The 13829-nt window shown below is 30.2% G+C and carries 14 protein-coding genes; 5 read left to right on the top strand and 9 right to left on the bottom strand.

Features of this window, described 5'->3' with window-relative positions:
• Nucleotides 1-14: 14 nt before the first annotated feature.
• Both IU405_RS04980 and IU405_RS04975 read right to left on the bottom strand, forming a co-directional pair.
• Nucleotides 15-980 carry a BT_3928 family protein gene (locus IU405_RS04980; protein ID WP_197437507.1) on the bottom strand — a complete coding sequence of 322 codons (966 nt, stop codon included), beginning with the start codon at nt 978-980 and terminating at the stop codon, nt 15-17.
• Between the two features lie 6 nt (nt 981-986).
• Entirely contained in the window at nt 987-1523 is a 537-nt protein-coding gene (locus IU405_RS04975) for a DUF1599 domain-containing protein (RefSeq protein ID WP_197437506.1), read from the bottom strand.
• A gap of 84 nt (nt 1524-1607) precedes the next feature.
• Here IU405_RS04975 and IU405_RS04970 point away from each other — a divergent pair, with 84 nt between their 5' ends.
• From IU405_RS04970 to cdaA, 3 genes are all read left to right on the top strand, one after another.
• Nucleotides 1608-2189, top strand: coding sequence for a TIGR00730 family Rossman fold protein (locus IU405_RS04970; protein WP_197437505.1), 582 nt, complete (start codon nt 1608-1610; stop codon nt 2187-2189).
• A gap of 1 nt (nt 2190) precedes the next feature.
• Nucleotides 2191-3018 (top strand): dihydropteroate synthase, encoded by an 828-nt coding sequence (folP, locus tag IU405_RS04965; RefSeq protein ID WP_197437504.1) that lies wholly within the window; start codon nt 2191-2193, stop codon nt 3016-3018.
• Nucleotides 3019-3082: 64 nt separating this feature from the next.
• Nucleotides 3083-3859, top strand: a complete 777-nt coding sequence (cdaA, locus tag IU405_RS04960; RefSeq protein ID WP_197437503.1) for a diadenylate cyclase CdaA — start codon at nt 3083-3085, stop codon at nt 3857-3859.
• A 7-nt stretch (nt 3860-3866) separates the two neighbouring features.
• Here cdaA and IU405_RS04955 read toward each other — a convergent pair whose 3' ends face one another.
• Nucleotides 3867-5582 (bottom strand): ABC transporter ATP-binding protein, encoded by a 1716-nt coding sequence (locus IU405_RS04955; RefSeq protein WP_410896742.1) that lies wholly within the window; start codon nt 5580-5582, stop codon nt 3867-3869.
• A 55-nt stretch (nt 5583-5637) separates the two neighbouring features.
• Entirely contained in the window at nt 5638-6363 is a 726-nt protein-coding gene (truA, locus tag IU405_RS04950) for a tRNA pseudouridine(38-40) synthase TruA (protein ID WP_197437501.1), read from the bottom strand.
• A gap of 64 nt (nt 6364-6427) precedes the next feature.
• On the opposite strand from truA, the gene IU405_RS04945 reads away from it, so the two are divergent.
• Entirely contained in the window at nt 6428-6922 is a 495-nt protein-coding gene (locus IU405_RS04945) for a metallophosphoesterase family protein (RefSeq protein WP_197437500.1), read from the top strand.
• Here IU405_RS04945 and IU405_RS04940 read toward each other — a convergent pair.
• The 4 genes from IU405_RS04940 to IU405_RS04925 form a co-directional block, all read right to left on the bottom strand.
• Nucleotides 6900-8714, bottom strand: a complete 1815-nt coding sequence (locus IU405_RS04940) for a tetratricopeptide repeat-containing sensor histidine kinase (protein ID WP_231749550.1) — start codon at nt 8712-8714, stop codon at nt 6900-6902. The two genes, IU405_RS04945 and IU405_RS04940, sit on opposite strands and share 23 nt — an antisense overlap.
• A 64-nt stretch (nt 8715-8778) precedes the next feature.
• Nucleotides 8779-9465 carry a hypothetical protein gene (locus IU405_RS04935; RefSeq protein ID WP_197437499.1) on the bottom strand — a complete coding sequence of 229 codons (687 nt, stop codon included), beginning with the start codon at nt 9463-9465 and terminating at the stop codon, nt 8779-8781.
• Nucleotides 9466-9622: 157 nt separating this feature from the next.
• On the bottom strand, nt 9623-10291 hold the full coding sequence (locus IU405_RS04930; protein WP_197437498.1) for a response regulator: 669 nt from the start codon (nt 10289-10291) through the stop codon (nt 9623-9625).
• A gap of 299 nt (nt 10292-10590) precedes the next feature.
• Complete coding sequence (locus tag IU405_RS04925) at nt 10591-11022, bottom strand: DUF4293 family protein (RefSeq protein ID WP_197437497.1); 432 nt, start codon at nt 11020-11022, stop codon at nt 10591-10593.
• Between the two features lie 191 nt (nt 11023-11213).
• On the opposite strand from IU405_RS04925, the gene rho reads away from it, so the two are divergent.
• On the top strand, nt 11214-13019 hold the full coding sequence (gene rho, locus IU405_RS04920; RefSeq protein WP_197437496.1) for a transcription termination factor Rho: 1806 nt from the start codon (nt 11214-11216) through the stop codon (nt 13017-13019).
• A gap of 73 nt (nt 13020-13092) precedes the next feature.
• On the opposite strand, the gene IU405_RS04915 is transcribed toward rho, so the two are convergent.
• A complete protein-coding gene (locus IU405_RS04915) occupies nt 13093-13812 on the bottom strand; it encodes a heavy-metal-associated domain-containing protein (protein ID WP_197437495.1) in 720 nt (239 codons plus the stop codon).
• Nucleotides 13813-13829: the final 17 nt, after the last annotated feature.

The raw sequence follows: 13829 nt of genomic DNA, 5'->3' as shown, positions 1-13829 counted from the left end.
CTCTTAAAATTGATTTATTCTAATTTCAAATCTTCAATATCGTTCCAGCTTTTCTTATCAACTACAGTTCCTTCATTCAAAATCATAATTCCTGGATTGGCTCTAATCATCGTTTTTAAGGTCGTTTCATCGCAAAATAAAAACTCGAAAGGAAGTTGAAATTTATTTTTAGTCAATTCTAAAATATCGGAAAAAGAAGCAGAAGCTCCATAGACTTTATATCCTTTCTTGATAGCTTCATCAGCCATTATTTTGATGGCAGGAAAAGCTTCATAATCGGCTTTATCCAAATTATAAGAAATCACCAAAACCACCTTTTTCATTTTCAAAATTTGTGGAGCCAAATCATTTTGAGAATCTTCCAACATAAAATCATGTACTTTCGGCAAACTTCCATCTTCTGGATATTTCATTCCTTCAGGAATATTTTTTCCAATTGCATAAGGCCTAAAATCAATAATGGGTAAATGTGCTAGCACATAATAGGTTATAAATCCTGAAATAATCAAAGACCAAAAAACTGCTTTTCCTGGGAAATATTTTGATTTTAAAGGTGTAATCAATTTGGTTTTATAAGTTAAAAAGAAAATCATTACTGTTAAAACGACATCTTTATAAAAGGTTTCCCAAGGTTTTAATTTAATAGCATCACCAAAACATCCACAGTCAGTAACTTTATCATAATATGCAGAATAGCCTGTCAAAAACAAGAAAAATAACACCATAAAAAACAAACTTCTCACTGTGAATTTTGGTTTCCATCCTACCAAAAGTGCTACTCCTAAAACAATTTCAGCAATGATTAAAAAAATGGCAAAAGGCAATGCATACGGAATTAAAAACGGTATGTGCAACACGCTTTCTGAGAAATATTCTTCAAATTTATATTGCGAACCAATAGGATCAACCAGTTTTACAAATCCCGAAAAGATGAATAAAACACCTACTATAAATCGAATAAAATGGACAAGAATTTTCATGTGGAATTAGTTATTTAAGTGAATCAATGCAAAAACGGAATAATTGATCATGTCTTGATAATTGGCATCAATTCCTTCAGAAACCAACGTTTTTCCTTTATTATCTTCAATTTGTTTGACGCGTAATATTTTTTGTAAAATCAAATCTGTCAAACTAGAAACGCGCATATCCCGCCAAGCCTCACCATAATCATGGTTTTTATTCAACATCAATTCTTTGGTGATATGTAGATGTTTATCATACAACTCTGTTGCTTCTTCAACTGACAAATCTGGAGTATCAGAAATACCCAACTCTAACTGAATCAATGCCATCAACGCATAATTGATAATTCCAATAAATTCAGAAATCTCTCCTTCATCTATTTTTCGCACTTCATTTTCTTGCAATTGGCGAATTCTTTGGGCCTTTATAAATAGTTGATCTGTCAACGAAGGTAAGCGTAAAATTCGCCAGGCACTTCCATAATCAGACATTTTTTTGACAAATAAACTTCTGCAATCTTCTATGACTGCATCGTATTGTTTTGAGGTATCTTGCATGGTAACATTGAAAGTAATTGCGTAAAAATAGTAAATCTTAGGTGTTTTTCGTTTATTTTTACCATGAATTCATTATTTTATTTTATGAAAAGAATTGTTGTTTTTTGTGGCTCAAGTTTAGGTTTTAATCCTATTTATAAAAATGCTGCAATCACTTTGGGAAATTATCTGGCAAAAGAAAATATTGAATTGGTGTATGGTGGTGGAAAAATAGGAATGATGGGGATTTTATCAGACACTATACTAGCAAAAAATGGAAAAGTAATTGGTGTGATTCCAAAATTATTAGAGAAAGAAGAGGTTGTTCATCCTGGCGTTGAAGAAATGATTGTTTGCAAAAAAATGAGCGAACGAAAAGTAATCATGAGTAAATTAGTAGATGGTTATGTTACACTTCCTGGCGGATTTGGAACGCTTGATGAACTCTTTGAAGCATTGACTTTGAATCAATTGCAAATTGAACAAAAACCTGTTGGTTTATTAAATATCAATGGCTTTTTTGATCCAATTTTAGGTCAAATTGACAAAATGATTGAAGAAGGATATATCAAACCGCAAAACAAAAATTTACTAATTATTGATGCCACTGTTGAAGGACTTATGCACAAAATGAATCAATACAAAGCGCCTGAAAAAGTAGCTGTAATCCAAAAAGTTGTCCGTTAAAATGACTATCAATTGCAAAGGAAATTTAATCGATCTTTCATCACCAAAAGTGATGGGAATTTTGAACATTACACCTGATTCTTTTTACGATGGTGGAAAATATAAAAACGAGTTAGAAATCCTTACTCAAACAGAAAAAATGCTTCATGAAGGGGCCACTTTTATTGATGTTGGTGCCTATTCATCAAGACCTGGAGCTGCTCATATTTCCGAAAAAGAGGAATTGAGTAGAATACTTCCTGTTATTGATTTATTGGTGAAAAATTTCCCTGAAATCATTCTTTCTGTGGATACTTTTCGGAGTGAAATTGCCCAAAAAACTATTGAAAATGGTGCTGCAATGATCAACGATATTTCTGGAGGAAAAATGGATGAAAACATGTTTCAAACTGTGGCAGATTTACAAGTTCCTTATATTTTAATGCACATGTTAGGAACACCTCAAAACATGCAACAAAATCCTGTTTATGAAGATGTTACAATAGATGTTATTACTTTTTTTTCTAAACAAATTTACAAATTACACCAACTGAAAGTGAACGATATTATCATTGATGTAGGTTTTGGATTTGGAAAAACAGTGAAAGATAATTATGCACTTTTGTCAAATTTATCTCTTTTCAAACAGTTGGATGTTCCTATTTTAACAGGAATCTCAAGAAAATCGATGTTGTATAAACCTTTGGAAATTACTGCAAAAGAAGCGTTGAATGCCACTACAGTAGCCAATACAATTGCCCTTTTAAATGGTGCGTCTATTTTGCGAGTTCATGATGTAAAAGAAGCTGTTGAAGCTATCAAAATTGTAAAACTGTTGAAAGAAAGTTAACACTTATAAAATTGCATTTTTCAAAAAAAATATGCTTATTTTTACCCTAAATCAAAATGATTAGATGTTAGAATTTATTCCTTTTTCTTTTTTAGATGTGTTGGATATTTTGTTGGTAGCAATGTTGCTGTATTATATCTACAAACTTTTAAAAGGAACTGTTGCTATCAATATTTTCATAGGAATTGCACTGATTTTCATTATTTGGAAAATAACACAAGCCTTAAAAATGGAAATGTTAAGCAGCATTTTGGGCTACTTACTTTCTGGTGGAGTCATTGCATTGATGATTGTCTTTCAACAAGAAATTCGTAAATTTTTATTGATGATTGGTACAACCAATTTTTCAAACAAGAAGAGTTTTTTAAAACAATTGCGATTTTTACAATCTGAAATTAGTCCAGAAATTGATACTGAAAGCATTTTAAAAGCCTGTAATAATCTTTCTAAAACGAAAACAGGTGCCTTAATTGTTATTGAAAGAACCAATAGTTTGGACTTTTTAATCAATACTGGAGATGCCATCAACGCAAATATCAATCATGTAATTTTAGAAAGTATCTTCTTTAAAAACAGTCCTTTACATGATGGAGCTACTATTATTAGAGACAATAATATAGTGGCAACAAGAGTCGTTTTACCCATTTCTGATAATTCAAGAATCCCTGCAAGATTTGGTTTAAGACACAGAGCTGCATTGGGAATCAGCGAAAAAACAGATGCTGTTTGCTTATTAGTTTCCGAAGAAACTGGAGAAATTTCATACATCAAAGATGGTGAATTTGTGTTGTACACAACTCCTGAAGAATTGAACGAAAAACTGAAAAAAGATTTGATGTAACCTGAATTTAAGAGGCTTGTTCTACGCTAAATTGCTTATCATATAAATTCTTATAATAGCCATTTTCTTTTTCAAGTAACTCATAATGAGTTCCTTCCTCAACAATCAACCCTTTGTCCATCACTATAATTTTATCAGCTTGTTTGATAGTTGCCAATCTATGAGCAATCACAATAGAAGTTCTTCCTTTGGTAATTTTTTCAGTAGCAAATTGAATCATTTGTTCTGAATTTGCATCAACAGAGGAAGTTGCTTCATCCAAAATTAGAATACTTGGTTTGCTAACATACGCTCTTAAAAAAGCAATCAATTGTCTTTGACCTGAAGAAAGCATTGCTCCTCTTTCCTTCACATTATATTGATAACCTCCTGGAAGTGAAAGGATAAAATCGTGAATTCCAATTTGTTTGGCGGCGTTTTCAACAGTTTCTATACTGATTGTTTCGTCTTTTAAAGTGATGTTATTGAAAATTGTGTCAGAAAATAAAAACACATCTTGCAACACAATAGCAATCTGATTTCGCAAACTTTCCAATGTAAATTTGTCTACAGAAATTCCATCAACGGAAATAGTTCCTGAATCAATTTCATAAAAGCGATTGATAAGATTAATAATGGTAGATTTTCCAGCACCTGTTGCACCAACAATGGCAATGGTTTGACCACTTTTTACATCCAAAGAAATTCCTTTTAAAACCTCTTCACCTTTGATATAACTAAAACGAACGTTGTCAAAAATGATATTTCCTTGTAAATTATTTGCGGTTAAAGTTCCGTTTTTTGCAATACTACTTTGTGTATCAATAATCTTAAAAACTCGTTCGCCTGCAACAATTCCCATTTGAAGTTGGTTAAATTTATCCGCAATTTGACGCAATGGTCTGAATAACATTTGTGCAAATTGAATAAATCCCATAATCATTCCCACAGAAATTCCTGAATCTTGAATGGCTTGACCACCTCCAAACCAAACAATTAATCCAATTCCAATGGAAGATAAAATTTCAGCAATAGGAAAAAATACAGAATAATACCAAATTGTTTTGATATTCGCTGTTTTATGTTTGTCATTTATTTCTTTAAAATTCTGATATTCAATTTGTTCTCTATTAAAGAGTTGCACAATTTTCATTCCTGTAACTCGCTCTTGCACAAATCCATTCAAATTGGCAACTTGATTTCGAACTTCTTGAAAAGTAGCTTTGATTGCCACCTGAAATACCTTGGTTGCATATACTAAAATAGGTAAAACTGACATCGTTATCAAAGCGAGTTTCCAATCTAAAACCAACATGATGATTGCAACAGCTAGCATTTTCAGAATATCACTCAAAATGGTAAAAACACCATTGCTAAAAAAAGCGGCAATTGTTTCAATATCAGAAACGACTCTTGTCACTAATTTTCCAACAGAATTGGTATCGAAATAAGACATTTTAAATTTCAATATGTGTCGAAAAATATGAGCTCTCATATCTCTAATAATGTGCTGTCCTACCCAATTTGCATAATAAATAAACACAAATTGTAAGAAAACTTCCACGAACAAAATCACCAACATCAATAAAGAATAGTTTAGCAACCCAACTTTATCTTTGGAAATCATATATTCATCAACAGTACTGATTAAAATATAGGGTGATAATACTGAAAAAAGCGCCAATAATATGGTTGATGAAGAGGCTATAAAAAAATACAAACGATAGCGTTTTGCAAAACTCATGAGTCTTGAAAAAATTTGCATATCAAATGCTTTTCCTGAATTTTCTGACAAAATTTTAATAGTTTATAGTTGTTAAAAATAATCCTTTTGCAGGAACTGATAAACCTGCATTGCTTCGATTTTTACTTTCAATAATTTTTCGAAAATCGTCAATAGAAATTTTCTCCAAACCAACATCCATCAAAGTGCCTACAATGGCTCTTACCATATTTCTCAAAAATCGATTTGCCGAAATTGTAAATGTCAATTCATTGCCGTTTTGAACCCAAAACGCTTCAAAAATTGTACAATTAAAAGTATGAACATTGGTTTTTACTTTTGAAAAACATTGAAAATCTTCATATTCCAAAAGGATTTTTGCGGCTTTATTCATCTTAGAAACATTTGGTTTTAAGGAATGAATTTGCCAAGAAAAATCCAATAAAAATGGATTTCTGCCTAACCAAATTTTATATTGATACGTTCTGCTAACGGCATCAAAACGGGCGTGTTTTGAATCGTCAACCAAAAAAACTTGATAAATAGCAATATCATCAGGTAAAATGGAATTGAGTTTGAAAACAATATCATTTATCATAACGTCTTCAATATCAAAATGCGCAAACATTTGTGAAGCATGCACACCTGTATCTGTTCTTCCTGCACCAACCACTTCTATTTTTTGACGAAATATCGTACTCAAAGCCTCATTTAATTTTTCTTGTACAGAAATTGCTTCAGGTTGAATTTGCCAACCATGATACTTTTTTCCATTATAAGAAAATTCTATAAAATATCTCAAGAAAAATTGATTTTTGAAGTGCTCAAAATTACGGAATTTATTTTGTTATTCTTATTTTTGGATTGTGAAGAAAATCTTATTATTATCAGATACACATAGTTTTATTGATGAACAAATTCTGAAATTTGTGAAGCAAGCAGATGAAGTTTGGCATGCAGGAGATATTGGCGATCTTTCTGTTACTGATCAAATTAAAGCATTGAAACCTTTACGAGCGGTTTTTGGAAATATTGATGATGCCAATGCACGAATGTCTTTTCCTTTGGATGAAAAATTTTCGGTTGAAAATGTATCTGTTTGGATCACTCACATTGGAGGTTATCCCAATAAATACAACTTGAGAATTAAGGATGAAATTCAAAAAAATCCTCCAAAAATATTTATTTCAGGTCATTCTCATATTTTAAAAGTACAGTATGACAAAAAATTGCAACTTTTACACATGAATCCTGGAGCTGCCGGAAAACATGGATTTCATAAAATACGAACGATGTTGCGTTTTGAATTAGAAAATGGAGAAATTAAAAACCTTGAAATTATAGAATTGGCAGCTCGTTAGTAACTATTTCACGTTCTTGAATAAGCAATTCTATACTAATTTTAGTTCCCTCTCCTTTTTCAGAATGAATAGAAAAATGTCCTTTCATCATTTGAATTCTAGCTTCAATTTGATTGATGCCAATACCTGTTTTTGATAATACTTTTGTTTTGTCAAAGCCAATTCCGTTATCTATGATGGTTAACAAAATTTTGTTATTTTCCTCATGCATTTTTATCAAAGCCTGATTAGCCTCACTATGTTTAATGATATTATTGATAAATTCTTGAACAATGTTATAAGTTTTAATCTCAAAATTTTGATGATAGCGCCTTAATTTACCTAAATTAGTATCAATTTGAAGTTCAGAATTTTGATATTTTTCGGCAATGTCTTTAATCGCATATTTTAATCCAAATTTCAATAAAACCGATGAAACTAACGTGTGAGATAAATCTCTAATTTTTTCGGCAGCTTCATTGATAATCTGCTGAGTTTTTTCAATTTCTATAGGAGCTTCGCCGTCAAATTGTTTTCTAGTAGCCTGTAAATGCAAGCTAGCTGATGACAAAAGCGCACTCACATTATCATGCAAAGTCTCTGCAATATCTTTACGCTCGGTTTCTTTCCCATCAATAGTGGCATTCAAAATTCGAACTTGTGATTCTGATTTTAATTTTTCGATTTTTTGTTCTTGAATCAGTTCTGTTTTTGCCAATTTCAGTTGAAGATTTTTTTGACGAAACATGGAAAAACCAATGATAAAAATAAAAATCACAACCGTAGAAATTCCTATAGCCACTAAATCTCTCACCTTTTGCTTTTCTTTAAGCAATTTCACTTCTTCATCTTTTTGAAATAGTTTTTTCTGAGCGTCAAAATCAAATTTAAAACCAATTTCTTCAATCATTCTCCTGATTTCAATATCTCTTAAGCGATCTTTTATCAAATAGGATTTTTCTTGGTATTGATAGGCTTCATAATCTTTTAACTTATAGAGATTGTATGCTAAATTAAAATACAAATTTTCTTTAATTCTAAGTGCTTTATCTGTGGTATCATTTTCTATCAAAGAAAGTGCTTTTTGATAGTTTTTTTTAGCTTCTTTAAAATTACTTTGATCTAAATAGATACTAGCTAAATTACCTAAAGCAGCTGATTCCGAAATTTTATTATTTTCAATTCCATGAATTTTTACTGCTTTTAAAGCGTATTCTTTTGCTAAATCGAAAAGAGAATCCTGTCTGTAAATTCCTGATAAATTGGAAAATGCTATTGCTTGAATGGAGAGGATTTTATTATCTAGTGAGTTTGATTGAACAATTAAATCGTAATATCTTTTTGCTGAATCTTTTTGACTATCTCTAAGAAATTCATTAGCAATTCTTAAATAAATAGATTCTAATTTAGTATCGTTTTGTATTTTCTTTAATTCAGCATAGTCACCATTCATTTTTCTTTGCTGAATGGCGTTTTTATAATATTGAATTGATTTCGAATGATTATTTATATTTTTATATATTTCTCCAATAATGAAGTTTACTTCATATATATAATCAACGGTGTCTTTATTAAAAGTAATTTTAGAATATTCAGAAATAAAATCCAAACTTTTTTTAAGAGCAACTTCAAAATTTTTTTTATTGAAATTTTCTACGATTTCAGTATATTTTTTGTGTATGGAAGTTGAATCTTGTATATAAAAAAAAGAAACCTTACTAAGTAAGGCTTCCTTTATTGGGGGATTCATTGCTTTAGTCAAATAAAAACCAATAAAAACTGCAAGTATTACTAAAAAACTATTCTTTTTCAATTATTTTAAATTATTTATTAAAAATCTATTTTAAAAAAATTGGGGGATTTAAATAAATAAATTATTAATCTTCATCAATAATAATAACTGGTTTTCTAATTGGTGTTAAATCTGTGCTTTCTGATTTAGCATTTGTGTTTCCAACATAATTTACAAATACAATTTTTAATGGAACTCCTTCTTTTTTCTCTAATGTTGTTGAAAAATTAGCATCTGCACTTTTTCCATTGGTTAAATGAATTTCAAAAGCATCTTCTTTTTCATTGAAAGCGTACTTTACAGCAACATTATTTTTCACTTCAAAAACTACATCATACAAACCGTCGTCATTTTTTGTGATGCTGTAAGATTTTAATTTTGAACTTAAATCTCCTTTAGCAAGTGTAATATCATCATCATAAACAGTAACACTTGCCTTCTTGCTTTCCGAGTTTGTATCAATAAAACCTACTTTCAATTGATTGTTATCAATCAATAATTGTTCAGCAATTTTTGTGGTAGAATTATTTTCAGAAGAATACAAATAAAATTCGTTACTGTTTAAATTTTGATTTGCTACTTTATCAACTTTCGTGTTTTCGGTAACATTAAAATCAAGAGAATATGCCCCACTTGCATCTCTTTTAACAGTAAAATTTTTCAATAATTTTGCGTTAACATCAGTATTAATAATACCTTCTTCATTGCTTGAACAAGAAGAAAAAAGGAGTGATGCTATAATTGCAAACACTAATAAGCTACTTTTTTTCATTTTGGTTTGGTTTTAAATTTTAATATTTACTTAAAAATAGGTAGGCTTGCGATATATGTTTTGCAATAAATTGGGGGACAATATTAAAAAAACCTTTATAGGGGGTGACTTTTTCAAGTCAAAGGTCTTTTGTGTAATTTTTAAAATAGTTGGGGGATTATACTATCTTATTTTTTACAGCATACATTGCCAAGCCTACCGAATTTTTTACTTTTAATTTTTTTATTAAATTTTTTCTATGTGTTTCTACTGTTCTTGTACTTACATTTAATTCATCTGCAATTTCTTGAGAACTATATTCTTTTACTATCAAACGTATTACATCAACTTCTCTTTCTGTGAGTGAATCAATCAAAAATTTATCAGGCACATCTCCTTTTTGAGAAACTTGTTGACCAGAAAAAGTTGTAAACAATGACTTTTGAATATCGTTACTAAAATATTGTTCTCCATTTGCTACTGCTTTTATTGCATTAACTATATGTTCTCCTGCACTATTTTTTGTAATATACCCTTTACATCCTAGTTTTAAAACTTCTTCAACAATTTTTATATCATCATAACTTGATAAAATAATTACCTTTTGATTTATTTTATTTTCCTTAAAATGTCTTAACACTTCAATTCCATCTAAAATAGGCATTGTAATATCTAAAATTAGCACATCTACCCTATTTCCTTTTTTATCAAAAAAGTCGATTACTTCTTCTCCGGTTAATGAATAACCATTAATTGCAATTTCGTTATCAGTATTTATTACAGCGATGATTCCTTCTATTACTATTTTATGATCATCAGCTACGTGAACGTAAATCTTTTTTTTCATTATTTATATTACAAATTTAGATTGCTTTTATAGTTTCCACAATACCCATTTATACTGATTTTTTCATCTACGTATTTATACGTAGACATCTACGTATAAATACGTAGATGAAAAAATTTAAAATACTGATTATCAGATAAATGATTATTTAAAATTTTGCCCATTTTTTAACTAACATTCAAAGTTTTAAAAAATATTTTTTTCTAAAAAAAGCAGATGTAAGCAAATTGTTTCGTAAAAATAAAAAAACCGAGAAGAACTTCTCGGTTTTAGTCGCACTAAATATACTATTTGTTAGTTTATCGCAATCTATCAACAGATTTTACGAGATCTTCATCCTTTTTAATCGCTTTATTTGCCAAAACAAGAAGCAAAATAGCTAAAATCGGTAAAAACATCCCAATACCTTTCTCCGAAACCGAGGCTTCTCCAGATACTGTTAGTGATAAATATATCAATAATCCTAATAAAAAAAGGTTTATCAAAATATTGATGCGTCCTAAAACAAATTGTAATTGCCTGTTTTTAAACAGAAAAATAGTTACAATTGCCAATATTGAAGACGCTAAGAACGTTGTTGGAATCATTTTTAATTGAATTGATTCCTGATGAAACAAATCTACAATAAATATTTTTTCCTCAGCAACTTTCCACAGGTTAAAAATGAAAATGAATCCACCAGAAACTATGGAGGTTAGTAATAAATAGATTGTTTGAATTCTTTGTATCATTGTTTTTAATGTATCGCAAAAATAGTATTTCTTTTTTAATCAGTAAAATTTGGAATTTAAAAAAAAAGGTTATATTTGCAATGTTAAAAACCGCACAAGACTATTGTATAGCACTATATACAATAACAAAAGCCTTAAACAATTTATAATTACCTTATTATCTTAAGAATTAAACTTAATAAATCACATACATGTTCGAAATTTCTGAACTAAAAGAAAAAACGCTTGCTGACTTGCAAGTGATTGCAAAAGCTATTGGTATTCCAAAAATAAGCCAATTAAAAAAATTAGATTTGGTATATCAAATTTTAGATATCCAAGCTGCAAATCCAACAACACCTCCAAAAGAACCTTCTAAAGAAATCCCAAAAGTTGACAAAACTAAGCGTAAAAGGCTTGTTAAAACTAACGAAAAAGAAGTTGTGAAAGCGATTGTTGTTGCTGAAACTCCAAAAGTGGAAGTGGAAAAAGTAGTTCCAAAAATCGTCATTGAAGAGGTAAAAAAAGTGACAGAAAAAGAAACTACTCCAGAAAATAATGTTGAAAAAAAACCTGTTAATAACCAACCTCGAAATCAGCAAAAAACAGGAAATCAACAAAATCCAAATCAAAAAAACGGGAATCAACAAAATGCTGTGCAACAAAATTCCAACCAACAAAATGGAAATCAGCAAAACCCAAACCAACAGAATGGGAATCAGCAAAATGTTGCACCACAAAATTCCAATCAGCAAAATGGCAATCAGCAAAACCCAAACCAACAGAATGGGAATAATGCAAATCAAAAAAATAAAGCCAAAGAAAACAATCCTAATAACCCTAAAAACAACGTTCCAAAAGGTCAAAAAAATGGAAACAGATACAGAGATCCAGATTTTGAATTTGACGGAATTATAGAAAGTGAAGGTGTTCTTGAAATGATGCCTGATGGTTATGGCTTTTTACGCTCTTCAGATTATAACTATTTGTCATCACCTGATGATATTTATGTTTCTCAATCTCAAATAAAATTATTTGGTTTAAAAACAGGTGACACTGTTAAAGGAATTGTAAGACCTCCAAAAGAAGGTGAAAAATATTTTCCTTTAATTAGAGTTTCAAAAATCAATGGATTGAATCCAAATATTGTGAGAGATCGTGTTTCTTTTGAGCATTTAACACCATTATTTCCTCAAGAAAAATTCAATTTAGCACAAAAAGGAAGTTCTTTATCCACAAGAATAATTGATTTATTTTCACCTATTGGAAAAGGACAACGTGGTATGATTGTAGCGCAACCAAAAACAGGGAAAACCATGTTGTTGAAAGACGTAGCAAATGCGATTGCGTCTAATCATCCTGAAGTTTATCAAATCGTTTTATTGATTGATGAACGTCCTGAAGAGGTTACAGATATGCAACGAAGTGTTCGTGGAGAAGTAGTTGCTTCTACTTTTGATGAACCTGCAGAAAAACATGTTCGTGTTGCAAATATCGTGTTAGAAAAGGCGAAAAGATTGGTGGAATGTGGACATGATGTAGTAATCTTATTAGATTCTATTACGCGTTTGGCAAGAGCGTATAATACTGTTGCACCAGCTTCTGGAAAAATTTTATCTGGAGGTATTGATGCCAATGCATTGCACAAACCAAAACGTTTTTTTGGTGCTGCACGAAATATTGAAGGTGGAGGCTCATTAACCATCATCGCAACTGCACTTACTGAAACTGGTTCAAAAATGGACGAAGTAATTTTCGAAGAATTTAAAGGAACAGGAAATATGGAATTGCAATTGGATAGAAATATTTCTAACAGAAGAATTTATCCTGCAATTGATTTGATTAAATCTTCAACTAGACGTGATGATTTATTATTGGATGATAAAACGCTACAAAGAATGTGGGTTTTACGCAAATATTTGTCAGATATGAATCCAATTGAAGCAATGGAATTTATCAATGATAGAATTAAGAAAACAAGAAATAATGATGAGTTTTTAATCTCAATGAATGGTTAAAAACAAAATCTAAAAATAAAAAAAACCGTTCAAAGTACTTTGAACGGTTTTTTTTATTTTAATCTTTTCGAAGCTATACATATTCAAAAAGCATCAAAATAGCCATCAAAATCATAATTGAATTTTCAATAAACGTTGCTTTGGTCATGGGCAAATTTAAAACTGCTCCCAAACACGCACATTTTATCGATTTTTTATCCAACAATGATTTTGTAACTCCCACTGTTGTAATTCCTAAAATAATTAAGGTAATCAACAACGCAGCAAAAATTTGAAAGCGCATTAAAAAGAAAATTCCCAAAGCCAACTCAATAAAAGGATACACAAAACCATACCTAGGAATTACTTTTGACAATGGATCATACATCCCAAAACTCATTGCAAAACCTTTTACATCTAACAACTTAAAAAAGCTGAAAACGATGTAAAAAAGCCCCATAAAATTGAGCATGAAATCATTGGTATTCCAAGGATTGATTGCTGAAATTATTGCAGCAACAGTAATATATCCAAAAATCAAAAACAACGGAAATAATTGTTGTATTTCTGATTTTTTTGGAGATGAATCAAAACTTTGCAATTTTTCATTCTTCTTTTCTGAGATTGTATATTTTGCTGATAAAACCTCTTGAAGTTTTGATAGTGTGATATGATTTTTCATATCAATAACCACTTCAGCTGACTCTAAATCAACAGTTACATTGGTGACATCCTCTAAAGAAGTAAGCGATTTTTCCACTGAGGCTTTACATCCACTACAGGTCATGCCACTTACAATATAGGTATGTTTCATAATTGTTTATCTTTTAT

The organism is Polaribacter sp. BAL334 (genome assembly GCF_015767435.1).
Lineage (GTDB): Bacteria > Bacteroidota > Bacteroidia > Flavobacteriales > Flavobacteriaceae > Polaribacter.
The sequence above is the reverse complement of the archived record's forward strand: the minus strand, read 5'-3'. Positions and strand labels throughout refer to the sequence as shown.

Bases quoted from the DNA above. Each gene is read 5' to 3' on its own strand.
- folP (WP_197437504.1), top strand. From the start codon at position 2,191: ATGACTATCAATTGCAAAGGAAATTTAATCGATCTTTCATCACCAAAA.
- IU405_RS04975 (WP_197437506.1), bottom strand. From the start codon at position 1,523: ATGCAAGATACCTCAAAACAATACGATGCAGTCATAGAAGATTGCAGA.
- rho (WP_197437496.1), top strand. From the start codon at position 11,214: ATGTTCGAAATTTCTGAACTAAAAGAAAAAACGCTTGCTGACTTGCAA.
- cdaA (WP_197437503.1), top strand. From the start codon at position 3,083: ATGTTAGAATTTATTCCTTTTTCTTTTTTAGATGTGTTGGATATTTTG.
- IU405_RS04930 (WP_197437498.1), bottom strand. From the start codon at position 10,291: ATGAAAAAAAAGATTTACGTTCACGTAGCTGATGATCATAAAATAGTA.
- IU405_RS04935 (WP_197437499.1), bottom strand. From the start codon at position 9,465: ATGAAAAAAAGTAGCTTATTAGTGTTTGCAATTATAGCATCACTCCTT.
- IU405_RS04915 (WP_197437495.1), bottom strand. From the start codon at position 13,812: ATGAAACATACCTATATTGTAAGTGGCATGACCTGTAGTGGATGTAAA.
- IU405_RS04980 (WP_197437507.1), bottom strand. From the start codon at position 980: ATGAAAATTCTTGTCCATTTTATTCGATTTATAGTAGGTGTTTTATTC.
- IU405_RS04970 (WP_197437505.1), top strand. From the start codon at position 1,608: ATGAAAAGAATTGTTGTTTTTTGTGGCTCAAGTTTAGGTTTTAATCCT.
- IU405_RS04955 (WP_410896742.1), bottom strand. From the start codon at position 5,582: ATGAGTTTTGCAAAACGCTATCGTTTGTATTTTTTTATAGCCTCTTCA.
- IU405_RS04925 (WP_197437497.1), bottom strand. From the start codon at position 11,022: ATGATACAAAGAATTCAAACAATCTATTTATTACTAACCTCCATAGTT.